At 34.6% G+C, this 23,601-nt stretch carries 20 protein-coding genes; 17 read left to right on the top strand and 3 right to left on the bottom strand.

Annotated elements, in window-relative coordinates:
* Window positions 1-200 precede the first annotated feature (200 nt).
* The gene (locus tag ABD859_RS02575) at window positions 201-563 is read left to right on the top strand and encodes a BlaI/MecI/CopY family transcriptional regulator (RefSeq protein WP_345139831.1); all 363 of its coding nucleotides are present in this window, start codon (window positions 201-203) and stop codon (window positions 561-563) included.
* Window positions 560-2,578: a M56 family metallopeptidase gene (locus tag ABD859_RS02570; protein ID WP_345139828.1), complete on the top strand. Its 2,019-nt coding sequence runs from the start codon at window positions 560-562 to the stop codon at window positions 2,576-2,578. Before ABD859_RS02575 ends, ABD859_RS02570 begins: the two co-directional genes overlap by 4 nt.
* Before the next feature lie 87 nt (window positions 2,579-2,665).
* Here ABD859_RS02570 and ABD859_RS02565 read toward each other — a convergent pair whose 3' ends face one another.
* Window positions 2,666-4,117, bottom strand: coding sequence for an FAD-dependent oxidoreductase (locus tag ABD859_RS02565; RefSeq protein WP_345139826.1), 1,452 nt, complete (start codon window positions 4,115-4,117; stop codon window positions 2,666-2,668).
* A gap of 211 nt (window positions 4,118-4,328) precedes the next feature.
* On the opposite strand from ABD859_RS02565, the gene ABD859_RS02560 reads away from it, so the two are divergent.
* The 9 genes from ABD859_RS02560 (at window position 4,329) to ABD859_RS02520 (ending at window position 10,292) form a co-directional block, all read left to right on the top strand.
* Window positions 4,329-4,922, top strand: a complete 594-nt coding sequence (locus tag ABD859_RS02560; RefSeq protein ID WP_345139824.1) for a Crp/Fnr family transcriptional regulator — start codon at window positions 4,329-4,331, stop codon at window positions 4,920-4,922.
* Between the two features lie 74 nt (window positions 4,923-4,996).
* Window positions 4,997-5,584, top strand: a complete 588-nt coding sequence (locus ABD859_RS02555) for an NAD(P)H-dependent oxidoreductase (protein ID WP_345139821.1) — start codon at window positions 4,997-4,999, stop codon at window positions 5,582-5,584.
* Between the two features lie 31 nt (window positions 5,585-5,615).
* Window positions 5,616-5,840 carry a 2TM domain-containing protein gene (locus tag ABD859_RS02550; protein WP_345139818.1) on the top strand — a complete coding sequence of 75 codons (225 nt, stop codon included), beginning with the start codon at window positions 5,616-5,618 and terminating at the stop codon, window positions 5,838-5,840.
* Between the two features lie 2 nt (window positions 5,841-5,842).
* Window positions 5,843-6,583 carry a putative quinol monooxygenase gene (locus ABD859_RS02545; RefSeq protein ID WP_345139816.1) on the top strand — a complete coding sequence of 247 codons (741 nt, stop codon included), beginning with the start codon at window positions 5,843-5,845 and terminating at the stop codon, window positions 6,581-6,583.
* Window positions 6,584-6,627: 44 nt separating this feature from the next.
* Complete coding sequence (locus ABD859_RS02540) at window positions 6,628-7,440, top strand: DJ-1/PfpI/YhbO family deglycase/protease (protein WP_345139814.1); 813 nt, start codon at window positions 6,628-6,630, stop codon at window positions 7,438-7,440.
* 122 nt (window positions 7,441-7,562) lie between these two features.
* Window positions 7,563-8,618 carry an adenylate/guanylate cyclase domain-containing protein gene (locus ABD859_RS02535; protein WP_345139811.1) on the top strand — a complete coding sequence of 352 codons (1,056 nt, stop codon included), beginning with the start codon at window positions 7,563-7,565 and terminating at the stop codon, window positions 8,616-8,618.
* Window positions 8,619-8,707: 89 nt separating this feature from the next.
* Window positions 8,708-8,902, top strand: a complete 195-nt coding sequence (locus tag ABD859_RS02530; protein WP_345139808.1) for a hypothetical protein — start codon at window positions 8,708-8,710, stop codon at window positions 8,900-8,902.
* Window positions 8,903-9,085: 183 nt separating this feature from the next.
* Window positions 9,086-9,721 carry a hypothetical protein gene (locus ABD859_RS02525; RefSeq protein WP_345139805.1) on the top strand — a complete coding sequence of 212 codons (636 nt, stop codon included), beginning with the start codon at window positions 9,086-9,088 and terminating at the stop codon, window positions 9,719-9,721.
* Between the two features lie 118 nt (window positions 9,722-9,839).
* On the top strand, window positions 9,840-10,292 hold the full coding sequence (locus tag ABD859_RS02520; RefSeq protein WP_345139802.1) for a hypothetical protein: 453 nt from the start codon (window positions 9,840-9,842) through the stop codon (window positions 10,290-10,292).
* A gap of 82 nt (window positions 10,293-10,374) precedes the next feature.
* Here ABD859_RS02520 and ABD859_RS02515 read toward each other — a convergent pair whose 3' ends face one another.
* Together ABD859_RS02515 and ABD859_RS02510 are read right to left on the bottom strand one after the other, a co-directional pair.
* The gene (locus tag ABD859_RS02515) at window positions 10,375-11,595 is read right to left on the bottom strand and encodes a DUF763 domain-containing protein (RefSeq protein ID WP_345139799.1); all 1,221 of its coding nucleotides are present in this window, start codon (window positions 11,593-11,595) and stop codon (window positions 10,375-10,377) included.
* 72 nt (window positions 11,596-11,667) lie between these two features.
* Window positions 11,668-12,216, bottom strand: coding sequence for a GNAT family N-acetyltransferase (locus tag ABD859_RS02510; RefSeq protein WP_345139797.1), 549 nt, complete (start codon window positions 12,214-12,216; stop codon window positions 11,668-11,670).
* A 406-nt stretch (window positions 12,217-12,622) separates the two neighbouring features.
* On the opposite strand from ABD859_RS02510, the gene ABD859_RS02505 reads away from it, so the two are divergent.
* The 6 genes from ABD859_RS02505 to ABD859_RS02480 all read left to right on the top strand — a co-directional run bounded on the left by ABD859_RS02505 (window position 12,623) and on the right by ABD859_RS02480 (window position 23,528).
* Complete coding sequence (locus ABD859_RS02505; protein ID WP_345139794.1) at window positions 12,623-15,568, top strand: Ig-like domain-containing protein; 2,946 nt, start codon at window positions 12,623-12,625, stop codon at window positions 15,566-15,568.
* A gap of 298 nt (window positions 15,569-15,866) precedes the next feature.
* Window positions 15,867-18,554: a PAS domain S-box protein gene (locus ABD859_RS02500; RefSeq protein WP_345139792.1), complete on the top strand. Its 2,688-nt coding sequence runs from the start codon at window positions 15,867-15,869 to the stop codon at window positions 18,552-18,554.
* Window positions 18,555-18,556: 2 nt separating this feature from the next.
* Window positions 18,557-19,009 carry a response regulator gene (locus tag ABD859_RS02495; protein WP_345139789.1) on the top strand — a complete coding sequence of 151 codons (453 nt, stop codon included), beginning with the start codon at window positions 18,557-18,559 and terminating at the stop codon, window positions 19,007-19,009.
* Window positions 19,010-19,109: 100 nt separating this feature from the next.
* The gene (locus ABD859_RS02490; protein WP_345139786.1) at window positions 19,110-20,897 is read left to right on the top strand and encodes a mechanosensitive ion channel family protein; all 1,788 of its coding nucleotides are present in this window, start codon (window positions 19,110-19,112) and stop codon (window positions 20,895-20,897) included.
* Window positions 20,898-21,154: 257 nt separating this feature from the next.
* Window positions 21,155-21,757 (top strand): murein L,D-transpeptidase catalytic domain-containing protein, encoded by a 603-nt coding sequence (locus ABD859_RS02485; RefSeq protein WP_345139783.1) that lies wholly within the window; start codon window positions 21,155-21,157, stop codon window positions 21,755-21,757.
* A gap of 352 nt (window positions 21,758-22,109) precedes the next feature.
* Window positions 22,110-23,528 carry a DUF1214 domain-containing protein gene (locus ABD859_RS02480; protein ID WP_345139780.1) on the top strand — a complete coding sequence of 473 codons (1,419 nt, stop codon included), beginning with the start codon at window positions 22,110-22,112 and terminating at the stop codon, window positions 23,526-23,528.
* Window positions 23,529-23,601 lie beyond the last annotated feature (73 nt).

Raw genomic sequence — 23,601 nt, 5'->3', positions numbered from 1 at the left:
AGCTGAACAGGATTTTTTTTACATAAATATATAAATTTTAATAAATAGATTTTCTTAATAAAATCAAGCCTTTACAGCTTTTTTTTGTTCTTACAAGCGGCAGTTTTTTAAATCAAATTACTAACTCATTAGTTAAAAAACTAATTAATTAGTTGTACTACTAATTAATTAGTAGTATCTTGCATCAAAATATTTCAACTATGATAAAATTAGCCAAACGAGAAGAACAGATCATGCAGGTATTTTGGGATTTAAACAAAGCTTTTATTAGAGATGTAATTCCGTTGCTGCCAGATCCAAAACCACATTACAACAGTGTGGCCACAATAGTAAAGATTCTGGCAGAAAAAGGTTTCTTAAATTATGAAACGGCCGGAAACATGCATTGTTTTTTTCCTGTTATAAGCAGAGAAGAATATCAGCAGTTTGCATTAAAAGATATTGTAAGTCAATATTTTGATAACTCATATCCAAGAATGCTGGCTTTTTTTGCAAAAGAACAAAAGCTTTCAGAAAAAGAATTAGACGAAATCGTAAGCATCATTAAAAAAGAAAAGTTATGATACCTTATATTTTATATACAGCCCTTATTCTTTCTGCCTGTTTTATATTCTATAAACTGCTTTTGCAAAAAGAAACTTTTTTTCACTTAAACCGATACGTACTGCTGTTTTGTATGGTTTTGGCCTTTGCACTGCCTTTAGTTCCGGTGCCTCAGCAATTTTCGTTTAGAAAAAATGCTGTAGAAAATACTATTTCTAATATCAAAATTCCGACTGAAACCAAAGCATCGCAAACCATAAAAGAAAATCCGGCTGAACCTGTTCAGGAGACAAAACAAGTAATCAATGTTGATGTCGTACTGAAAGGTATACTGTATTTATACTGGTTTGGCGTGGTCATTTTTGGACTGAATTTTTTAATGCAGGCCTTTGTTTTATTGTTTAGATCTTATACAGGATCGGCTATTCAGGATGGTAAATTTCGTATTGTAGAAATTACCGGCGACAAAGCGCCGTGTTCTTTTGGAAACAATATTTTTATTAATCCCGAAAAATACGAATGGGAAACCTACAATCAAATTTTACTTCACGAAAAAATCCATATTGAACAAAAACATACTATAGACCTTTTGCTGGCAGAGATTGTTTTGGTTTTTCAGTGGTTTAATCCTTTTGCGTGGCAGTGGAGAAAAGCATTAGAAACAAATCTGGAATTTTTGACAGATGACCAGATGCTGCAACACGATACAGTTGAAAGAGAAAGCTATCAGTTTAGTCTTTTAAAAGTAGCTGCGCCCCAATTTCCTTTGAGTCTTACAACTAATTATAATCAATCATTATTAAAAAAACGAATCATCATGATGAACTCAAAAAAATCAAATGTGCACACCACATGGAAATATTTTTTCCTGGTGCCGCTAATGGTGCTTTTTGCCTGCCTTTTTAATCAACCGGCAGCGCAGAGCCAGACCCTGAATGTTAATGGGGAAGAGAAACAAAACGCAATTGTTCATGACGGAATGAAAACCGACGGAAACTGGTTTGCTGTTATTAAAGGAAATACGATAGAAATCACTTTTAAAAGCGATGAAAACAACAATTCTTCGACTACTTTTCAATTAAATGAATTGAGCAGTGTTCCAAGAGATAAACAAGGTGATTTTTCTTTAACCCGTGAAGCAGGAACCATGAATTTTAAAGGAAAATTTGAAGGCGACAGAGGTATGGGAACTTATAAGTTTACAGCTAATAAAGATTACAGCACTACAATGCGCAAAGAAGGATTAGACATTTCAAAAGATACTGATTTAATGGTTTTCTTTATGATTAATATTAAAACATCTTATGTGCAGATGCTTAAGAAAAACGGCTACAATAGTTTAGACAAAGATCAGGTTATTCCGCTTGCTGCTTTAGATGTAAACGAAGCTTATATTACATCAATTAAAAAAGCAATTCCAGATATTGATCTTGATAATCTTGTTCCTTTTAAATCATTAGATATCGACCAAAAATTCATCGACGAAATACGATCATCTGGTTATAAGGATATAAGTCCAAGCAATATCATAGCATTAAAATCGCAGGGAATCGACGGGAAATACATCAAAGATTTCCGCAGTTCTTCTAAAATCCAAAAGAATGCTGATAACAAAGGAAACAGCAAAAATAATGACGAAGACAGCGACGATGATATTATTGCTTTTAAAGCATTAAATGTTGATAAGGCTTTTATCGATTCTTTTAAAGAAATTGGTTTTGATAATATTTCAAACGGTGATCTTATAGGTTTAAAATCGCTGAATGTAACGCCGGAATATATTAAGAGTTTTCAAAAAGCAGGTTACAAAAACATCGATATTGAAAATGTAATGGCTTTAAAATCTCAGAATATTTCGCCGGAATTAGTAAAAGAATACAAAAGCCTTGGTTTTGACGATTTGAGTCTGGAAGATATTGTAGGAGCAAAAGCTATAGGAACTACACCAGCGTATATTAAATCAATGCGCGAAAAAGGACATAATTTTAAAAGTCTGGAAAAATACATTGCCTTAAAAGCTCTGGCTAATAATTAAAGGCTTGTGAATTAGTAAAATCAATCAGGTTGTAAGACACAAAAAGCCCGGATCTAAAAATCCGGGCTTTTTTATTTAGAATATTTTCTATTTGTTTTTTCTATTTAAACAGCGTCCTCGTGGTTCGTCGCCTTCATGAAGCACTATTTCTGAATGTAAAAACTGAGCCGCTTCTGCAGAACCTTTTACTTTTACGGCGCTTCGTTCCAGCATTTCGAGTTCAAATTCAGTTAAAACGTTTTTTCTGATTCCGTTTTTTCTCCATTCAGATGAAACTCTGCATCCTTTAAAAATTCCTCTTGCGAGTGTAAGAGCATCAAGCAGCGCCTGATTTGCCCCTTGTCCTTTAAACGGACTCATTGGGTGAGCAGCATCGCCAATGAGCGTTGCAGAACCTGCTTTTTCTAATAAATCGGCTTTCAATAATTCGCGGTCATAAACAGGATATCCAGAAATTTGAGCTTCGTTTGTAGCCATTAAAATCTGCGGAATAGGCTCGTGCCACTGCGTTCTGCGAATGGCTTCCTCTTTTAGTGCTTTCGGACCTTTTGCACTCAATGTTTTTGCTTCTTCTTCAGACATTGGAAAACTAAGCTGCCACATTACAGAATCAGCTTTATAAGGCATAACGTAAATACGCTCATTTCCATTGGCGGTTTGAAATACGGTTGCAGAGTCTAATAAAGGACTTTCAAGGTTTTCGAGTGCGCTCAAAGAACAAATTCCGAGTATAACAATGCAATCCAAATAACGTAAAGGAGCAATTTCATCATCAATCAATAATTTCCGTACAGAACTTCGAATACCATCGGCGCCCACAACAAGATCTGCTTTGCAGGTTTTTAATTCTCCATTTACCAGAAAATTTAAATCGATGCCATTTTCATTTTCTTTAAAATCAATTAACTGATGTCCCCATTGTATCGTATCATGACTTTCAAGCTGGTTAAGCAATTCCAATCGTAAAGACTGCCTTGCGATGTGCATATTGGTACGTTTAGAAGTGGTTTTTACTTCTTCCTGAAGCCATTTCCGAATTCCCCATTCTCCAATTACTTTTCCTTCGGTAGTATGTACCAAATGTCGGGTTGAAATTACTTTATCTTCTAATGCCATTATTCCTAAACTTTCAATTGCTTTGCTGGCCTGTTGTAAAGTTAATCCGTAACCCTGAGATCTTGCGGCAAAATTATCGTCGCGTTCATAAAGTGTAAACGGAATACCGCGTTGTAAACAAGCTGCAGCAAGCGCCGCACCGCCAATACCGGCGCCAATAATAGCAACGTGAGGGAAATTTTGAGTATCAGGTTCAGGATTTGTTAGTGAAGAAACCAGTCCGGAACCATTACATTTTAAACAGGTATATAAATGGGCTTTTGGGCGAATGGGAGCAGGGCCCTGATTGTTTTTTTCAAATGCTGCCAGAGCGGTTTGATAATCACGACGGGCTTTGTTGCTCAGTCCGCGGTTCTTTTTGCCCGTTCCCTGACATTCTTTGCAAATAGTCCAGTTTAATTTTTCTCTTACTGCTTTTTCCACTTTCTTTTTAATTTTACCGGACTTTTGTGCTGATTTTTTTCAGCATTTTAGGTTTGCAAATTTAAAACAAAAGCTGCGCTGTGCCAAATGGCTTTATATTTTATGATTAATACAAAAATATTTTTATTAAGTATTTGTAATTAAGTGTTTTATGAAAACTAAATCTTTATATTTATAGCTTGTTTTAAACGCATAAAAATCAAAAAACAATATGATTGAGACACATAAAGAAGTTTTTTTAAATTCAGTTAGGAAAATCTGTCCTAATGTTACTGATTTAGAACTGTCTCAATATGCCTTAAAACTGACAGTTGAAGAGCTGTGCAAAAAAGATTATTTTCTCGAATTTGGTAAAGTTCAGAAAAATATAGGTTTTGTAATAAACGGATTAGTACGCTCTTTTTTTGTAGATCAAAACGGCAATGAAATCACAGTAGGTTTTTATGCCGAAGGTGATTATGTAACACATTATCCGGCTTTTATTACCCAGCAGCCCAGTAAATATTCTATTCAGTGTTTAGAAAATACGACGATGGTCTGTCTTTCTTATGAAAACATGCAGCTCGTTTATAAAGAACTCCCAAATCTGGAACGTTACGGCCGATTAGTGGCTGAAGAAATTCTAAAACGTCAGCAGGCCCGTATTGAAAGCTTTATATTTCAAACGGCAGAAGAGCGTTATCTTGATTTTGTAAAACGGGATTCAAATTTATTTAACAGAGTATCTATTTCACATCTTTGCAGTTTTTTAGGAATTGAGAGACAAACACTTACGCGTATTCGCCATAAATTAGCCCACCAATAATTTTTGACACATTTGTGTCAGGAACCGCCTTCTAATATTTAAAATCTTTGCAGTGTAAAATTAAAACTACTGCAATGAAAACGAATATCTTACTTATACTTGGACACCCTTCTCAAAATTCCTTTTGTAATGCATTATTGGATTCATACAGAAAAGGAGCAGAAGCAGCAGGAGCAGATTGCAAAACGATTTATATATCGGAATTGAAATTTGATGTAAATCTTGCCGATGGTTATAAAACCGGAGAAACTTTACAGCTCGAAAAAGACCTTGTTCATGCTCAGGAACTTATTTTATGGGCAGACCACATGGTACTGGCTTACCCAAACTGGTGGGGTTTTATGCCTGCCGTTACCAAAGGTTTTATAGACCGAATTTTACTGCCCGATTTCGCCTTTAAACACCACTCAGGAAAACTATTTCCGGAAAAACTTTTAAAAGGAAAAAGCCTCAGATTGTTAGTTACGATGGATACGCCAAAATGGTGGTTTTATCTTATTTACCGTGCTTCACAATATCAAATACTAAAAAATATCGTGTTTGGGTACGTGGGATTTAATCCTATTAAGTTTTCCACTTTTGGTTTTATTCGAAAATCAACAGAAAAATTGCGCCTCAAATGGCTTAAAAACACAGAAAAATTAGGAACACAACTTCAATAAAAACAATCAATTAACCATAAAATTTAATATCATGAAAAATTTAGCAAACGAGTATAAAGTTACTCAGGTTAACCCTCAAAAAGGTTTTAGAATTCACTTATTAGTATTTGTATTAACCGTTCCTGTGCTTTGGGCAGTATGGTTTCTTACAGACAAAACACATTTATGGCCGCTTTGGCAAAGCAGTGCCTGGGCAGTAGGTTTACTGTTTCATTATCTGGGAGTTTATGTTTTTAAAAACAGAAAAACGAATTAAAAATGAAAGTAATAAACAAACAAATTCAAGGAATTTTTATCGTGCTGTTTCTCCTGCACAATGCATTTGCAAAAGCACAAAACACACCTGAAAAGAAAGAAAAAATGACAGCAGCAATTATACGTTACGAAGTAAAAAATGAATATCAGGCAGAGTTTCAAAAAGCGATAAGTAATTATGTTCATCAATCTCTTTTAAATGAAAATAACATGATGTCTGAAGCGTATTTTGAGCAGGACAATCAAACCGTTATATGGCTGTTTGAACGATGGAATAATCAAAAAGATCTGGATAAATTCAGAAATAATTCAAATGCTGTAACGACATTATTGAAAAAAGCATTGGTTAAACCCGAAGAAATAATCCATGTTAAAGATTTAGAACCCATTTCTAAACAAGAATGGCGAAAAAGAAGCAGAGCCGAAGACAAACAATTAACGATTATGCTTTTTGTTGATGCCAAACCGGGAACCGAAGAAAATTTTAAAAAGATTTATCATAAAGCAATGCCGGAATTTAGAAGTGAAGCCGGAGTGGTTACCTATCAATTATCTGAATTTGAAAATGATAAAACCAAGTTTGTAACCTTCGAAAAATTCCGCAGTAATGATGCTTTTCAGTTCCATCTTAATTTTCCGCCCATTCAGCCAGTAATTGATTATTTAAACACGAGCATCAAAAAACCGCCTTTTCACGACGGAATTCATAATCTGATAGAATTTGCTCCGCTTACCCGCGAATAGAATTAAATCTACAATCAATACATCAATAATTTAAAACTTAAAAAATGAAAACAATTAAAATTCTCGCAGCAAGTATTTTGACTGCACTAAGCACGCAAGCACAAGTAACCGTAAAAACAAAAGAAATGAAAACAAACTACAGTAATGAATTAGAAGTTGTAAATCAATTATCTACACAATCGGCAGTTGTAAATATGCCGGTAACAAAATTATTAAACGCACCCGGAAACGAAGCTTTAAAAGACTTCTTCTTTACTCCGGTTAAAAACAAACAGGCTCTAAAAGGGAAAAAAATAGCCGTAATCGCAGCCGACGGTTTTGAAGAAATCGAACTGACAGGTCCGGTATGGTATTTTAAAGAATTGGGAGCAGAAGTTGAAATCGTGGCTCCAAAATATAATCCGGCGCCGGAAAGATACGGTTTGGCATATCCTGAAATGTCTAAAACGCATATTATGGCGATACAATATTTACAGCCCGTTGGATGGCTTAAATTTGACCGCACAGCAGACCAGATAAAAGTAAGCGATTACGATGCTGTATTTATTCCGGGCGGCGCGTGGAATCCGGATAATCTGCGTTATGACAAAGATGTAATTAAATTTATTCAGGATTTTAATAAAGCAGGAAAACTTATTGCGGCTATTTGTCACGCTCCAGTTGTATTGGCTTCTGCAGATATTTTAAAAGGAAGAAAATTAACGGGTTACTGGAATATTCAGGTCGATTTGAAAAATGCAGGAGGAACTGTATTAGAAGAAACCGTAGTTACCGATGCCAATATTATTACAAGCCGACATCCTATTGATGTTGCTGATTTTTCGAGAGCAGTAGAAAAATGGTTGGTTAAAAAATAATTAAACTTTTTAAACATCAAAATTCCCTGAATGATTTATTCGTTCAGGGAATTATTGTTTTAAAATTCAGTGCTTTATATTTTGAATTTATTTATTTTTATGAATAAAAAAAAGGCTTAAATATGGAACTGCCTAAAATACCTTTTTATAAAAAATACAGTCTGATATTTAAAGCCATTTCTGCCGGAGGGATATTAGGTTTTCTGTATACGGTATTTAGTAATACGGCATCGGATTATGGATATTTACGACTTTTATTAGGAATAATAATTGGTTCATTTATTGGCTTTTTTATCATAACATTCGAAAACTTTCTTGGTTATCTGAAGAAGTATTCTTTTTTGAGCGCAATGCTTTTAAAAACGCTTATTTATAGTGTTTTAATACTTCTTTTTTTAGTTTTCTTTGTAGTTGTCTTTACAAAAATAACGGCTCATATTTCTTACACAGAAGCTTTAAGCCAATATATGGGAAAGAAAATAGTTGAAGACTTTTTGTTTTCATTCGCGGCATCAATATTTCTTATTCTTTTTTTAGAAATCAGCAGTCTTTTAAGTCCCGGTTTTTTCTATAATTATTTTACAGGACGCTATCATCGTCCAGTTCAGGAAGAACGAATTTTTATGTTTGTCGATCTTCAATCGTCTACAACAATGGCAGAACAGCTGGGCGATATTCAGTACAGCAATCTGCTGCAGGATTTATTTAATGATTTTACAAATCCTATTTTAGCATCGCGGGCTTCAATTTACCAATACGCCGGAGATGAAATTATCCTGACCTGGAAATCTTCAGTCGGAACTAAAGTAAATAGATGTTTGTATTGTTTCTATCTTCTAAAACAAAGTATTTTAAACAGAAAAGACTATTACTTAAAAACATATAATATTGTTCCCAAGTTTAAAGCAGGAATGCATATTGGTAACGCTGTTACCAATTGGGTTGGAAAAGTAAAAAAAGAAATTGTGTATCATGGTGATCTTTTAAATACAACTTCCAGAATTCAATGTAAATGCAATGAACTGGGGCATGATTTTGTTATTTCTGAAATAATGAAAAAAGCACTTTCTGAAAATTCATCTGTACATTATGCTCAGCAGGGAGAAATTGTTTTAAGAGGAAAAACAAAGCCCATGAAACTTTTCACAGTTGATTTTAATGATCAGATAATCAATTAATAAGTGATATTTTATAACTTTTGCAAATCATTATATAAGTAATCGCTTTTGTATTTCAAGTAATTTTATAAAAATTAAAACTTGATATTATGAAAACAAATAATCAAAATCCGAACAACGCTAAGCAAAGCGGATCAGATAACAGAACTGATACAAGAAAACATCAATATAAAGATCATGATGAAGTTTTAACAAACGATGAAAATTATGATGTTGACACTCATGAATTTAAAGGTCAAGAACCTGATTTCGACGATAAGTTGAATAACGAAGAAAAAAAATAGAAAAAAAGTCTCAAATTTTTGAGACTTTTTTATTTTCGGTGATAGAAAAAGACTATTTGAAAGATTCTTTATAATTTTTGACAAAAATGAAAAAGTAAAAACAAACTATGATATGATTTTTATAGATTTGTAAACTCTCAATTTTTTTTAAAATTGAGATCCCCATTATTAAAATTTATTACAATGAAATCTGTTACTCCACTATTCTTATTTTTAATGTTTATCTGCTCCAATTCCTATTCACAATTAAGTTCAGATAAAATATTCGAAAGCTTTAAGCAGGGAGAACGCACTAACTGCTCGTCAATTGCTTTTATCAAAGCTTCTTTGAATGTTTACGGATTAGATAATCTTTTTGAAACAGAAAAAATAGATGATAATCAGCAAAAAATTACCTTAAAGAATAATGCCACATTCAATTTAAAAAGTGAAGAGCTGGACAGAGCTAAAGTTTCTGCTGGATTTGTGTTTATTAAAGATAACTGTGACAGCGAAAAAATAACCGATTATGCTGTTTTAACTTATGCAGTAATGGCAAAGTACAAACAAATTATTGACAGAGAGGATACTTTTGATAAAGCATTAGAAGATTTAGAAGATGGAACCGTATATACACCAACCATTTACAAATATTTAGGGTTTAAACTAGGCAAACAAATCGAAAAACTAAACAGACAGCAGGGGAGTGAATTTTGCGGTGTAGTGGCATGGTCAAAAGTGCATGCTGTTTTTGTTTGTGAAGAATTCATGGATTACTATGGCAATAAAAAGAGTATATTTATTAAATACCCAAGCCGTTTTAGGATAATTAAGTCTTAAAAAAGAAGGAAAAAAGCTAATTGTTAAAATTTTCCAAAAAAAAGAAATTAATAAAGTTGCATTTTAACATAATTTGCATATTTTTGCTCTAACCAAGAACCTATTTAGATCTACGAAAATGAAGAGCAAAATTATTTTTTTTAGTGTCCTTTTCTTCTTGACAACGGCAGCTGTTTCGGCACAAGCAAAAAACGCCCCAAGAAGTATTATTAGTACAACAGCCCTAATCCGTAAATACCACGATCAAAAAGAATTGAGCGGTATGCAAAAAGGAGAACTTTTGGAATTGTACATTGAGCGTATCAAAGTTTTAGTTAAAACGCTTCCTTACATCGCTTTGGTTACTAAACCAGGTGTAACAATGGCGGATTTAGGTATTCCAGACGATGGCGATCACAAAAAAATATTAGACAATCAAGCTATTGGTACGTCAACATTCTTAGATACTACAGTAGAGTTTCAAAGAAAAATGATGCCTTACTCTGATAAAGGAAACCTTATCGCGGCGATTTTATTCTACGAAAACACATTAAAATCTTTACACGAGTTTAACGAATTAAACGAAATGTAATATTTTATTACCATAAAAAAGAACCTTCAAAGTCAGTAGATTTTGAAGGTTTTTTTATTTTATACGATTATTAAAATCAGTTTTAAAACAATTCAAGCTGATTATTTGGATTTGAAGGTTTATTTTTAGGAGGTTTAGCATCACCAAAAACAGTTTTTCCGCCGTATTTATACGATTCTCTGCGCTCTCTTTCAATCAAAGCATCAAAGTTAGAGTTGGGTGTAAAACTTTCTTCTGCCTTTCTGGAGATTTCAGATAATTTTTTAATCGCTTCGATTTTATCGCTGTTACCAATTTTTGCACGGTTAATGGCCCGCTGCAAAGTATTAATAGTTTCATCGTATATCTTTACAGGAACAGGAAACGGATGTCCGTCTTTTCCTCCGTGCGCAAACGAAAAACGTGCAGGATCTTCAAATCGGGTAGGAGTGCCGTAAATTACTTCGCTCACTAATGCCAGCGATTGCAAAGCTCTTGGTCCCATACCTTTTAAAAGCAGTAATTCTTCAAAATCTTCAGGTTTATTTTCGTGCGTTGCCCAAAGCATGGCGCCAAGTCTCTTCATGTTTACATCTTCCATTCTCACGTCGTGATGTGCAGGCATAGAAAGATACTGCATTTCCTTCATGATTTTTGTTGGAGATTCTTTTGCTAATTCTAAAATGCCGTTTCTCGATTTTTCGGCTGCCTGAGCGGTAAGATTTAAAATCGTTCCCTGATTTTCGCCGTAAATAAAAGTATGAGGTTCTTCTACAAACGATTTTAAATCCTGCGAATGCCAGTGATATCTTCTTGCGGTTTTAGAATCAGGATTCATTCCCTGCTGAATAACAGCCCATTGGCCTAAATGATCTACAATAAAATTATGCTGATACAATTGAAAACCATCCTGAATAGCCGTATTGTCTACTTTGGCGGCGAGTTTACTGCAATTGGCAAGATTATTTCCGTCAAGACCGGTTTTTTCGCCTACAAATAAAAGTTCCTGCGGTGTTAAAAGCGAATGTTTTCCTTTTCCTCCACAAATGTATATACCAAGTTCTTTAGAATGCGGATTTACGGATTTCTTTAAAGCGCCCAAAACAGAAGTTGTAATTCCGGATGAATGCCAGTCCATGCCCATAACGGCACCAAAACTTTGAAACCAGAAAGGATTACTTAATTTGCTTATAACTTCAGAAGTAGAAAATTCTAAAGCGATCGTTTCGACAATTGCCAAACCGAGTTTCGACATTCTTTCGGCAAGCCATAAAGGAACTTGTCCATAATGTAATGGAAGATCTGCTGTACCGGAACGTTTCATGGATTATTGAATTTGTGCAAAAATACGAAAAATACACGGAATTAATTATTTGCGAATCAAATCGTTGAAAGCTTATCTGTTATCCCATTCTCTTTTTAACATGGCGTATTGATATTCGCTTCCCCATTTTCCTTTAAAGAAGATATTTTCTATAAAATGTCCTTCTTGTTTAAAACCAATGCTTTTTAAAAGATAAATGGAAGCTGTGTTTTCTGCATCGACGATTTCAACTACGCGATGTATTTTTATTTCATCAAACAAAAAAGACAAAATACCAAGCATTGTTTCTTTTGCAAAACCTTTTCTTTGTTCTAAATGCGAAATTGTGATTCCAATTTCGGCAATTCTTGTATCGTATTGGTCTAATTTAATAGCGCAATCGCCAATAAGTTTTCCTGTTTCTTTATTTTCAATGGCATATTGTACCCATTCTCCGGCTTTACCAAAAGATTTAAGAGCATTTTCTGTTATAAAATCTTTTGCCTGTTCAATATCCATTACATCAAAACCTTGGTATTTTGTGATTTCAGGATTAGAACGATATACAACAAAATCTTCTAAATCATCTAAGGTAAGATGTCGGACAATAAGACGTGAAGTTTTTATATACAATGGATTCATTGCTTTATCTGGAATTTTTTTTACGCCTGCAAGATATGAAAAAGCAGATTTTTAATGTAGCGGAAAATCTAATTTGAGAAAGCGAGCTGTGATTTTCGTTTTTTTAGTCTGCTAAATTTTCATATTAAATAATTTTTTGTTTACTAAAAAAGAATATTCTAATAATTGCTGTTAAAAATTTCGTATTCTTAATTGAATTTTACTAAAAAGCAATGGTTTTTATCTAAACTAATTCTTGATTTTTTTATTTGGTTAAAAATGTATTTTATTGATTTTCAGTATTTTATTTTGTTTTAATGGTTGTAAGAATCTTGATTTTTATTCCACTTTTTTTGTAATCTTTTTTTTAGATATAGTTTCGTTATAACCCTTTTCCAGGACCTAACTATTTAAAAAACCGAAAATTATGAGAAAACAATTACATGGTATTTTATTTAAAAGAGAGAAATGCTGCCATTTTATAATGTGGATTTTTTTCATTCTCTTAACTTCAAATTTATCCGCACAGCGCGGTTATTATGATGCAGCTTATAAACGTTATGAAGCAAATTTAGGACAATTGTCGAATGGCGCTTCTGTAACTCCAAAATCGTATGTGCAGTCAGACCTTCAATCTGAGGCATCAGATCAGCAGTGTGTGAATATGTCGGCAACAAATGCAACGGTACAATGGACATTAACAGAAGCTGCAGACGGACTTGTTATTCGATACAGCGTTCCTGACGGACAATCAGGAACTGTGGGGGTTTACAACGGAAGCACGAAAATTACAACACTTACTTTAACATCAACCTGGTCTTGGGAATATTTGTGGAGCAACGGTAATCCAAATAATAACGGAATTACGAATCAAAATCCAAGAATGCGTTTTGATGAAGTGCGTTACAAACTTCCAAGTAAAATTCCGGTTTCTGGAACCTTACGTTTGGTTAGAGAATCAGGAAATATTCATATTGATTTTGCAGAAATGGAACCTGTTCCTGCAGCAATTACAGCTCCGTCTGGTTCTGTTACTTATACCGGAAACGGAAGTGATCTGCAGACTTTTATTGATGCCAATGGCGGTAAAAAAATATTTGTGCCAAGCGGTGTTTTTAATGTAAATCGCGAGTTGTATTTCGGCTCTGCCAATACTTCTTTAGTTGGAGCAGGAATGTGGTACACACAGATTCATTTTACCAATACCAGCAGCGGTAACGGAGGATTAAGAGCCAATGCGAGCAATATTTCGTTTTCAGATTTGTATTTAACGACAAGTTCTGCATCAAGAAGTAATTCGTATAAAGCCATAAATGGTGTTTTTACATCTGGATCAATTGTAAAAAACATCTGGGCAGAACATTTTGAATGCGGTGCATGGATTGCGCAGTATAATGTTGGCGGACCAGCAATTGCAGACGGATTTACATTATCGCACTGTCGTTTTAGAAATAATTATGCCGATGGAATTAATCTTTGCAAAGGAACAGCAAATTCAATCGTAGAGCATTGTAGTTTTAGAAATAACGGCGACGACGATCAGGCTATTTGGTCGGCAAACGGACAGGAATGTATCAACAATACTTTTAGATACAATACATCTGAAAACTGCTGGCGTGCTTGCGGATTGGCTATTTATGGAGGAAAAAATAACAAAGCTTATAATCTTATCATAAAAGACAATCTTGAAGCCGGAATTAGAGTAAGCAACAACTTTGACGGTGCGCCGTTTAATAACGACGGAATGCATGAAATTCATGATATTACCGTATCGACCTGTGGTACTTTTAATGATACATACAATAATCCGGTTGCAGCGGTAGATATTTTCAGCGCGAGCAATGCAGGAACTCAGGTTAAAAATGTCCAGTTGTACAATATTGATATTTTAGATTCCAGAAACGATGCTATTTCTATCAGCAAAAGATCGGGTGACGGGATTTACAATCTTAGTTTTAAAAACATAACGGTTAACGGAACTGGAAAAGAATATCCAAACAACAATGCACTTAACAGAAACTGGGGACGTGGTTATTTTGTACTTATTGCAGGTTCTCCTAACGGAAATGGAACGTATTGCGGTATGAATTATTCTAACAGAGGCGGAAATGCTACGGCAAATGAAGAAGTAAGTGCAATTGGTAACTTTTCGTGGACACAGAGTTCAAACTGTTCTGTTACTAATGTACCAGTTACAGGCGTAACAATTGCGCCAACGACAGTTACTCTGGGTGTAGGCGCCACACAGCGGTTAACACCAACGGTTGCTCCAACAAATGCTACCAATAAAAATGTAACATACAGCTCGAGTAATACAGGCGTTGCTACTGTAAACGGATCAGGTTTAGTTACTGCTGTTTCTTCGGGTTCGGCAACGATTACGGTAACTACGCAGGATGGAGCAAAAACGGCATCTTCTGCAATTACTGTAAATTCGTCAAATGTGGCGGTTACAAGTGTGAGTTTAAGTCCAGGTTCGGTTTCATTATCAGTAGGAGGAACACAGCAGTTAACGCCAACAGTTCTGCCTTCTAATGCGACAAATAAATCTGTGAGCTACAGTTCAAACAATACCGGAGTTGCAACAGTTAATGCTTCGGGTTTAATTACTGCAATTGCAAACGGAACAGCAACAATCACAGTTACAACTGCCGACGGAAATAAAACAAGTACTTGTGCCGTAACAGTAAGCACGGCAACAGGAAATTATTTTACGATTAAAAATAAGTGGACAGGCAATTATTTATACGATGCCGGCGCTAATGCAGGTTACGGTCCAACAGTGGCTAACAATAACTACAAATGGCAGAAAATAGCCGTAGATGCCACAAACTTTATCCTGAAAAATGTGGGTACAGGAGATGTAATGCATATTGAAAACTTAACTGGAAATGTGCAATGTACTGCAGCAGGAACTGACTGGTGGAGCGCACAATGGTCTGCAGAAAATGTTGATGCCACATGGGTAAGAATTAAAAACAGATGGCAGACAGGAAGTATGATTCATATTGAAAACTTAACAGGTTCTGCACAATATGCAGGGGCGCAGACTAGCTGGGAAAGTGCACAATGGCAGTTTCAGTCTGTTTCTGGTAAAAAAATCAATGTTTTAGATCCGGAAGTAAGTGTCGAAAATACTGCAATTACTATTTATCCTAATCCTGCTGTAAATAATGAGTTTAATATTGCACTTCCGGAATTATGCACAGACGATACTGCAACGGTAACCGTTACAGATAGTAACGGAAGAAAAGTTTTGGTTAAACAAATTCATTCATCAGCAGCAATCAGTCATAATTTGGCATCTGGAATTTATGTTGTTACTATTAATTCAAATGTTTTAAACGTTTCTAAGAAACTGATTATTAAATAATTTCTTTAAAATTAAACAATACAAAAATCCTTATGCTCAAACATAAGGATTTTTTTGTTTTTACAAGATTCCCATCTCAAAAGTGGAATTTTATAAATATTAACGGTAATTATATAAACCATATATAAAGCTTGTAATTTACATTTGATATTGTATGTTTACTAAAAATAAATCCACTTTTACTTTTTTTAATAATTGAAGTTTTTCATTTTTAAATGCTGCCCATCTTTAAAAAATAAATGGAAGTAAATTATATTTGACAATTAATAAGCAATTAAGCTTTAGATATTCAACAACGATGGAGTTTACAGCAAGTAATGATTTTTTTAATGCCATTTTTAACTCTATAGCAAACGGTCTTATAGTACTTCGGCCATTATATAACCAAGAAAAGACTGAAGATTTTTTGGTACTGTTTTGTAATACAAAAACTCAGGAATATTTAAAAATTGAAGAATGTAAAGACCAGCATTTTACAAAGGTTTTTAATAAGTACGACAGTTTTGTTCTTGTTGAAAAATTCAGCGAAATTCTAGCAAAAAAATCAGATCCTGTTTTTGAAATCAGCTTTCAAATTGATGAAAAACAACATTGGTTTCGTTTTACAGCAGAATCAAATAACGACTTATTAATTGTTACTCTTGAAGATATAAACCAGTACAAAGAAAAGCAGTTTACACTCAAAGAAGCACTATCTGTCGCTGAAAAACAAGAAAGATTTTATAATTCTATTACTAACACGACGCCAGATTTAGTATACGTATTAGACCTGTCATATAAATTTACTTATGCCAATAAAGCGTTGTTAACCATGTGGGGGAAAACCGCTCAAGATTCTGTTGGAAAAGGTTTAAGAGAAAACGGATATGAAGAATGGCATGCCGTAATGCATGAAAGAGAAATCGATGAAGTTGTTTCTACAAAAAAAATGATTAGAGGAACAGTTTCTTTTCCGCATGCCGAACTAGGACGACGCGTTTATGATTACATTTTTGCACCTGTTTTTAATAAAGAAGGCGAAGTAGAAGCCATAGCCGGAACAACACGTGATATTACAGATATTAAATATGCAGAAGAACAGCAGTTTCTAGCAAAAAGAAAAATTGAAGAAAGCGAATCAAGATTAAAATCGATGATTCACCAAACGCCTTCGGCAACTTTGGTGCTTATGGGTAGTGATTTAGTAATCGAACAGATCAATACCCAAATGCTAAGCTTAATTGGGCGAGGCGAAGAAATTATTGGGATGCCGTTAATTGACGTTCTTCCCGAATTAAAAGGACAATATGTATGGACTCAGGTCCAGAACGTTTATAATAAAGGAATTCCTTTTGATCAAAGTGAAGTTCTTGTACAGCATAACCGCACAGGAGAAATGCGAGACTACTATTATAATCTGGCTTATCGTCCGTTTATCGAAAATGGTAAAATAACCGGAATGATACAGGTTGCGGTTGATGTTACCGGACAGGTTTCGGCACGAAAAAAAATGGAAGAAAGCGAAAATCGTTTCAGAGCCCTCGTAAATGCTTCTTCTGATTTCGTTTTTCGTCTTAATGCTGACTGGACCGTTTTGCGAAGTCTTGAATCCGGCGGTACTTATTCAGAAACTGGTGAACCTGTTTTAGACTGGATAAGCAGTTACATTCATCCAGATGACAGAGAAATGGCTTTACATTTAATATCTGAAGCCATAAACAATAAGACAATATTTGAACTTGAACATCGTGTTTTAAAAACGGATGATTCTGTAGCTTGGGCTTTTTCGAGAGTAGTGCCTATATTAAACGATGACAGTGAGGTAATTGAATGGTTTGGCGCAGCAAGTGACATTACATCTCAAAAAGAAGTACAGCAGATTATTGAAGAAAGTGCTGAAAATTTCAAACAGCTTGCTGATTTAGTACCGCAGATTATTTGGACCAGCAGAGCAGATGGTTTTGCAGACTATTTTAATAAACGCTGGTATGAGTACACCAAATTTAGAGAAAATGAATTTGGCGATTCGAGCTGGGCTCCGGTTCTGCATCCGGACGATGTTTCATTGGTAAAAGAAAATTGGTACAAAAGTATTGAATCGGGTAATCCATATCAGCTGGAATTTCGATTACGAAACGGAGAAACAGGCGAATACCGATGGTTTTTAAGTAAGGCAGTGCCTATTAAGGATGCTTCTGGCACAATTATGAAATGGTTTGGAACCTGTACGGATATTCACGAACAGAAATCAGTAACCGAAAAATTAGAAATTCTGGTAAGCGAACGCACCCGCGAGCTGCAAAGATCTAATGAAGATTTACAGCAGTTTGCGCATGTTGCTTCTCACGACTTAAAAGAACCTGTTCGAAAAATAAAAACCTTTATAAGCAGGCTTGAAGATAATCTCGAAGGCAAGCTCGACGAATCGGCCAAGAAATTCATTGACAGAATTCATGTAGCGTCTGACCGAATGTTTAATATGATAGAAGGTGTTCTAACGTATTCTAAAATAAATGCAGATCAGCAGATACCTACAATGGTTGATTTAAATGAAGTTTTGAAAAATATTGAAACAGATCTTGAAGTTTCTTTGCAAAAAACAGGCGGTCAAATCTATTATGATAATCTTCCGGTTATAGAAGGAGCACAGGTTTTACTGTATCAGCTATTTTACAATCTCATTAACAATTCAATTAAATTCGCTAAAGAAGGTATTCCTATTCAAATTAAATTATCTTCTCAAATTATAGAAAAAGACAAAAAAACGGCCATTATTACGGTAGAAGATAATGGAATTGGTTTTGAAGAAAATCAGGCCGGAAGAATATTTGAAACTTTTACAAGACTTAATTCTAAAGATACTTACGAAGGTACCGGTTTAGGATTGTCTTTATGTAAAAAAATAGTAGAACGTCATTCCGGAACTATAACTGCATCTGGAAATCCATCTGTAGGAGCTGTATTTACCATAACACTTCCTTTAAAACAAGAAGAAAATAATATTTAATTATGAATAAAATAACGATTTTACTGGCAGACGACGACATGGACGATATTGAAATGTTTTGTGAAGCTCTGGAAACTGTTAATGAAAACATTGTGTGTATATGTGCCGAAAATGGTGAACACACCTGGAGATTGCTTAATGAAATGGAAAGTAAACCGCAGCTTATTTTTCTGGACATTAATATGCCTGTCATGAACGGATGGGAATGCCTTAAACTCATTAAAAGCACTCAGGAGTATAAAGATATACCTGTAATTATAATTTCGACTTCATCTTATAAAAACGATATGGATAAAGCCTCAGATCTGGGGGCAACGGGCTATTTTGTAAAACCAAATGATTTTAATGACTTAAAATATCTTCTAAATGCCATAACATCTAATTTGGGACCGGATTTAGGAAAAGCGCTGGTTAATCTGCAAAAAGCCGGCACCAAATATGTTTTTCATTTATAAAAAAGCAGCTTGAAATTAAGATTACAATTTCCTTTTTTCGTATTGAAAGATTTCTTTTCTCTTGTATATTTCTTATTTTTAGTATTCTAAAAAGTAAAACATGATTTTAAGAGCTAAACGTTTTCTGCCTTATCTGCTGTTATTGCTCACATTAGTTTTAAGTGCAAATAAGGTTTCGGCACAATTATTAGGTTCTGCCAAAACTACCACAGAAGAACCTGCAAAAATTCCGGAAGATTCTCTGGGAAGAAGAACACCTCAGGGAACTGTTAATGGTTTTATTAAAGCCATTGGCGAACAAAATTATCTGCGTGCCAGCCAGTATTTTGTGTTAAGCAAACGCTCTTACCGCAAAACAGCCGAAAGAATACGAATAGCCAAAACTTTTCAGCAGCTATTAGATCAGGGAGGAAATTTATCACCTTCTTCTATTATCAGTAATAAAGAAACAGGACGTACAGATGATGATCTCGCAACAGGTGTTGACCTGGTTGGAAATATTTCAGACAATAAAACAACTATACAGCTTTATGTAGAAAATCAGGCAGATGATAGTCAGCCGGCAGTATGGCTTTTCTCTGCAGAAACAGTCGAAGCAATCCTGTCTGCTGATATTACTGGTGAAAAAACTTTTTTAGACAGAGTACTTCCAAAAGCCTTAAAAGAACGAAAAATAGGCAATGTTCCCATTGGTCACTGGGCAGTTGTGGTGCTTATGACTATTGTTTCCTATTTACTTTCGCGATTATTGATTTTTGCAATTGGTTTTGTAATTCAAAAAGTATGGAAAAAAGCCGATACAGAAAAAGGCACAGCTATAATTAATGCCCTTTCACTGCCGGTTCATATGTACCTTACCGTAATTTTGTTTGTGGCATTTACCCAGCGCATGGGAATTTCTATAGTAGTTCGGCAGCGTTTCAGTATCATAATAATCACCATAGGAATTGTTGCTTTTTTAATTCTGCTTTGGCGAATGACAGACTTTGTGAGCATGTATGCCCGAAGCAGAATGAGCAGGCGAGGTCGTATTTCGGCAATATCGGCCATATTGTTTCTAAGCAGAACAACAAAAGCCGCGATCGTTTTTATAGGAATCATTGCTATACTGGGTATTATAGGTGTAGATGTTACCGCCGGACTTGCCGCACTGGGAATTGGAGGTATCGCATTAGCGTTAGGAGCACAAAAAACCATAGAAAATTTTGTAGGCAGTGTCAGCCTTATTGCTGATCAGCCTTTAAGAGTAGGCGATTACTGCCGGGTAGATGATATTAAAGGAACTGTAGAATCTATTGGTATGCGTTCTACTACACTTCGTACTTCTGCACGAACGATTGTTACTATTCCAAACGGACAATTATCAGCAAGTAAAATAGAAAATTTTGCACATCGTGACCGTTTTATATTTAATCCGATATTTAGTTTCAGGATGGAAACTACGCCGGATCAAATGCGTTATTTGCTGGTAGAACTCAGAACACTGCTGTATTCGCATCCTGCCGTCCTGAACTCGCCGCCTGTAGTTCGCTTTACAGGTATTACTGCCGATGCTCTAAAAGTTGAAATTACAGCTTATATAGAAGCTGTAACCTTCGAAATATCGCAGGAAGTACAAGAAGATCTTTTACTGCGAATGATGGATATTATAGAAGCCAGCGGTACATCTTTAGCATACCCGTCACAAACATTATATATGGCAAGAGACACACGTTTATCCGATGAAAAATCGGCAGCTGTATCTGAGACCGTAAAAAAATGGAAAGAAAACAACGAATTACAACTGCCAAAGTTTGATCCTAAACGTGTTGAAGAATTAAAAGGCAGTATTAAATATCCGGATGACGGAAGTTATAACCCTTCTCCAGACGGAAAATTGAATTTGTAATTAAATTTAGTTTACAAAATCTCATTTTGCTCAAAAACAGACCATTATTGCTTAAAATTTATTAAGATTTTTAGATTTAAAATGTCAAAAGAAAAAATAAAAGTGTTAAAAATGGCGCTAAATGTCATGTTGTCAAATATTTATAATATATTTAACACAGCAAACATGGGAATTCTATAAAATTTGTGCATAATTTTGCAACGTCAAGAAACTTGATAAGCGTCCCAAATTGCTTTTAACTTAATTTACTGTCTTGTATGAGAATATTTTTTATGGCACTGCTTTTTTCTTTAAGTTCGTTTACCACCTACAATATCGCGGACAATAAAGAAATTTTAACCGAACTTGAAATGATGAGACTTACAGATCATGTAAGCGAGATTAAAACCTTTACTTCAACAAATCGCGGCTACAGTAAGAAAATCGCTTTTCTTGTAGACATGAAAATCAAATCAGGCAAAAATCGTTTTTTTGTATATGATCTTGAAAACAACAAAATTATAGATCAGGGACTGGTTGCACACGGTTCAGGTTCTGAAACAGGTATTAAAGGAGATATTTTACAATTTAGCAATGCACCAAATTCTAATTGTACATCTCTAGGCCGTTATTCTATCGAGAAATCTTATAAAGGTGTTTTTGGAAAAGCATTCAGATTAAGCGGTCTTGACCAAACAAACAATAATGCTTTAAAAAGAGCTATTGTACTACACTGCTATAAAGAAGTTCCAGACGATGAAAAAGAATATTACATTATTAACAGCCACGGCTGTCCAATGGTAAGTGAAATGTTCTTTAAAAGACTTGAAAAAATAATTGACAGCTCTGATTCTAAAATCATGCTTTCAGTTTACTACTAAAAAAATCATTTCTGCGAAGAAAATATTTATTAAAAAAAGAGCTGTAAAGCTCTTTTTTTTTGGTCTGATAATAATGATGTGATATGTGCAGGCCGTAAAATAAAGAAGCAGAGTGATTTTCAGGTATAACAACTAAATAAAAAATCCCGATTACAAATGTAGTTGGGATTTTTGTTTTAATTCCATGCCCAAATTAGCCTTTGAATCAGAAATAGAATTTGGTTTCATATTATAATTTGCAACAATTAATTTCTACACAGCAGTGTTTCATTGATTAATTTTAGTGTACTGGAATTATGAGAAACTCTTCTGTTTAATTCTGTTCTTTTTTAGTTATTTAAAAACTTTAATTATGAAGAAATGTTTTTTATCTATTCTAATTTTGAGCTTTTGTATTGTAAAAAGCCAAGTAAACGACAATACTGTTTTTTCATCAGAAACATTAAATGACAATACGTATTATCGCCGTGCAGTTGAAACGGCAATCTGGGGAATGCCCATTGTAGCGGCGAAAGCCATTAGAGACGGATATGAAAATGATTTAGGCGCTCATTATAACGATATTGTATACCATTCAAAAACAGCAGACTGGAAATTTCAAACTACAACTCCCAATGCATCTACCTATTATATTTATGCTGCATATAATATTACAAAAGATGGTCCAATAGTAATTGAAGTTCCTTCGGCTGACGGTGCAGGAATTTACGGCCAGCTTTGCGATATGTGGGATATTCCACTTGCGATAGTTGGTCCCGGCGGTGAAGACAAAGGAAAAGGAGGCAAGTATTTAATAATACCTGAAAATTATAATGGTAAAATTCCAGAAGGCTATTTTTCGGTTAAACAGAAAACAGCGGGAGGATTCTGGCTTATGAGAACCATTCCTAAAAGTAAATCTGTATCTGATTTAAACAATGCAATATCCTTGATAAAAAAAATACGTGTTTATCCGCTTTCAAAAGCAGAAAATCCTGCCAAACAGCGATACATAGATGCATCAGGAAAAATTTGGAACGGAATACCAAAAATGGATGAAACATTTTATGAAGTTCTTTCTAAAATGGTCAACGAAGAGCCTGTTTTATCTCACGATTTAGCAATAATGAATATGCTTCGCACGCTTGGTATTGAAAAAGGAAAAGAATATGCGATTCCCGATCCGAAGAAAACGGCAATCCTGAAAAAGGCAGTTATTGAAGTTAAACAATGGTTTGTTAATCAGCTTTTGCAGCAGCTTAAGCCTTTTTGGGAGGGACATTATTGGGCACTTCCCGATACTTCGGGTATTAAAACCCAGTTTTCATACCTCACAAATGAAATGCTGGATTATGACAATCGCGGGATGCTTGGCTTTTACGGATGGGCGCCGCCTATGAAAGCAGATGAAAGCGCACCCACAATTTATATTCAGTCGTTAAAAGACAAAAACGGTAATTTTTTTGAAGGCGGTTCTGTCTATCGTTTAAGAGTGCCAAAAAATGTACCCGCAAAACAATATTGGTCAGTAACACTTTATGATTTTGATACTGCGGGATTTATTAGAGAGGCGCAGGTAGTAAGTCTCGATTCGTACAATAAAAAAACAAAAAAGAATTCAGATGGTTCGATCGATATTTATTTTTCAGAAAAAGCTCCCGCCGGTCAGGAAAATAATTGGGTGAGTACAAAAAAAGGCAGAAAATGGTTTCCTATGTTTCGTTTGTATGGCCCAGATAAAGCATTTTTTGACAAAAGCTGGGTTATGGATGATATAGAAAAAATGAATTGATTTTTGTTAGTCTGTTTTTTAAATCATTATTTTAAATATAAACCTTGATTGTATATTTTCAATCAAGGTTTTT

Origin of the sequence: Flavobacterium ginsengiterrae (assembly GCF_039539785.1) — a bacterium.
GTDB classification, from domain to species: domain Bacteria; phylum Bacteroidota; class Bacteroidia; order Flavobacteriales; family Flavobacteriaceae; genus Flavobacterium; species Flavobacterium ginsengiterrae.
This window is presented reverse-complemented; position numbering and strand designations above follow the sequence as displayed.

Bases quoted from the DNA above. Each gene is read 5' to 3' on its own strand.
- ABD859_RS02570 (WP_345139828.1), top strand. From the start codon at position 560: ATGATACCTTATATTTTATATACAGCCCTTATTCTTTCTGCCTGTTTT.
- ABD859_RS02550 (WP_345139818.1), top strand. From the start codon at position 5,616: ATGAAAAATTTAGCAAACGAGTATAAAGTTACTCAGGTTAACCCTCAA.
- ABD859_RS02520 (WP_345139802.1), top strand. From the start codon at position 9,840: ATGAAGAGCAAAATTATTTTTTTTAGTGTCCTTTTCTTCTTGACAACG.
- ABD859_RS02505 (WP_345139794.1), top strand. From the start codon at position 12,623: ATGAGAAAACAATTACATGGTATTTTATTTAAAAGAGAGAAATGCTGC.
- ABD859_RS02545 (WP_345139816.1), top strand. From the start codon at position 5,843: ATGAAAGTAATAAACAAACAAATTCAAGGAATTTTTATCGTGCTGTTT.
- ABD859_RS02575 (WP_345139831.1), top strand. From the start codon at position 201: ATGATAAAATTAGCCAAACGAGAAGAACAGATCATGCAGGTATTTTGG.
- ABD859_RS02560 (WP_345139824.1), top strand. From the start codon at position 4,329: ATGATTGAGACACATAAAGAAGTTTTTTTAAATTCAGTTAGGAAAATC.
- ABD859_RS02555 (WP_345139821.1), top strand. From the start codon at position 4,997: ATGAAAACGAATATCTTACTTATACTTGGACACCCTTCTCAAAATTCC.
- ABD859_RS02535 (WP_345139811.1), top strand. From the start codon at position 7,563: ATGGAACTGCCTAAAATACCTTTTTATAAAAAATACAGTCTGATATTT.
- ABD859_RS02485 (WP_345139783.1), top strand. From the start codon at position 21,155: ATGAGAATATTTTTTATGGCACTGCTTTTTTCTTTAAGTTCGTTTACC.
- ABD859_RS02525 (WP_345139805.1), top strand. From the start codon at position 9,086: ATGAAATCTGTTACTCCACTATTCTTATTTTTAATGTTTATCTGCTCC.
- ABD859_RS02540 (WP_345139814.1), top strand. From the start codon at position 6,628: ATGAAAACAATTAAAATTCTCGCAGCAAGTATTTTGACTGCACTAAGC.
- ABD859_RS02530 (WP_345139808.1), top strand. From the start codon at position 8,708: ATGAAAACAAATAATCAAAATCCGAACAACGCTAAGCAAAGCGGATCA.
- ABD859_RS02480 (WP_345139780.1), top strand. From the start codon at position 22,110: ATGAAGAAATGTTTTTTATCTATTCTAATTTTGAGCTTTTGTATTGTA.
- ABD859_RS02510 (WP_345139797.1), bottom strand. From the start codon at position 12,216: ATGAATCCATTGTATATAAAAACTTCACGTCTTATTGTCCGACATCTT.
- ABD859_RS02500 (WP_345139792.1), top strand. From the start codon at position 15,867: ATGGAGTTTACAGCAAGTAATGATTTTTTTAATGCCATTTTTAACTCT.
- ABD859_RS02495 (WP_345139789.1), top strand. From the start codon at position 18,557: ATGAATAAAATAACGATTTTACTGGCAGACGACGACATGGACGATATT.
- ABD859_RS02515 (WP_345139799.1), bottom strand. From the start codon at position 11,595: ATGAAACGTTCCGGTACAGCAGATCTTCCATTACATTATGGACAAGTT.
- ABD859_RS02490 (WP_345139786.1), top strand. From the start codon at position 19,110: ATGATTTTAAGAGCTAAACGTTTTCTGCCTTATCTGCTGTTATTGCTC.